General features: G+C 46.5%; 1 protein-coding gene. It reads right to left on the bottom strand.

The window, feature by feature from the left end; all coding sequences use genetic code 11:
- The coding region (locus COT43_10275; protein PIS27487.1) for a hypothetical protein at positions 1 to 1,170 on the bottom strand (1,170 nt) is incomplete at its 3' end.
- Positions 1,171 to 1,216: the final 46 nt, after the last annotated feature.

Genomic DNA, 1,216 nt, shown 5'->3' with positions numbered 1-1,216 from the left:
ATTCGCCCACTGAAACCGGTGCGGATAGAGTTGACCGATCAATCCTACCGTAACTGCGCCAACGGTCGAAGATCGGTACAAATTCCGGTCGCGAACGATCCAGCGAATTCTTGTTTGCAATTGTTCTTCGCTCGTTTGCGTCCGAGTATTTTCCAGCATTCCGTCCGATAAAAATCCGGTTTTAGTAAATTCGACGCCGCTAATTTTTAGCGAATTGAGCACAGCCACAAGTTCATCGGGAGAAATCCACTCAGCGCTGAAGACTTCATATTGAAAAGAGGAGCCGGTTTCGATGTTGATATTCGACTGGAAAGCAAAGATGCTCGCGGTGTACGATAAAAGGGTTTCGACTGTCAAGATATTTCTCAGCGGTAAGTGCCAATTCATTCCCGTTTCATCGTACCACATCGTCCGCCGGTAATTTGCCATCGGAATGATGAACAGCCGCGCAGGTTTAGCCGTTTTCAACCAATTTTCCTCGTTTATCATTAACGCAAGTTCACCGATCGTCACGCCGTAACGGAATGGAATCGGGCATCCGTTTAGCGCAGGTGAACGCATCGAAATCGGCGCTTCAACAATTGATGAAGTCAAAGGATTCGGTCTGTCTAAAATCAGTAATGGTTTCCGCGTTTCCGCGCTTAACCGGATCGCCTTCGCCAACGCCGATAAAGTCGTCGATTCTCGCAAACCGATATCCTGAACATCCCAGACAATGATATTGCAGTCGTTCAAAGCGACAGCATCCAGATCGGACAGACTGCTGGAAACGGTCATCTGTTTCGAACCGGAATCCGATGAAACACTGGAGAATGTCAAATTCCCGCTTTTCTCCGGCATTACCGACTCCGGAAGTTCGATGTACGATACAACGGCGCCTTTCCATTCATCTCGAAAAATGTCCGCTGCGTGACGATTTTTCCGGTCGTAACTTCCTGCGTTAAAAATCACGGCAATTTTTTTATTTTTAATGGTCAAAAATTGATTCTCGATCAGCAAATCCAGCCCGGTGTGAAAATCGAGCGTGTCGCTTTTGGCTTTAAGATGAAAGATTTTGGAATTTTGGAATGCAGATTCCTGCGCGTTACCAAGCGAGCAAAAAATGACAAAACAGAGGATGAGTCTTTTCATCGCCCGGTCTTTCGCTTCCTCAATCCATTTGAACGTCAATTACTTTTTGGAAGTTGCCGCGGCGATATTTCCAACGATCAGTGTC

The sequence above is a fragment of the Candidatus Marinimicrobia bacterium CG08_land_8_20_14_0_20_45_22 genome (genome assembly GCA_002774355.1).
In the GTDB taxonomy this organism is placed as follows: Bacteria; Fidelibacterota; UBA2242; order UBA2242; family UBA2242; genus 0-14-0-20-45-22.
The sequence above is the reverse complement of the archived record's forward strand: the minus strand, read 5'-3'. Positions and strand labels throughout refer to the sequence as shown.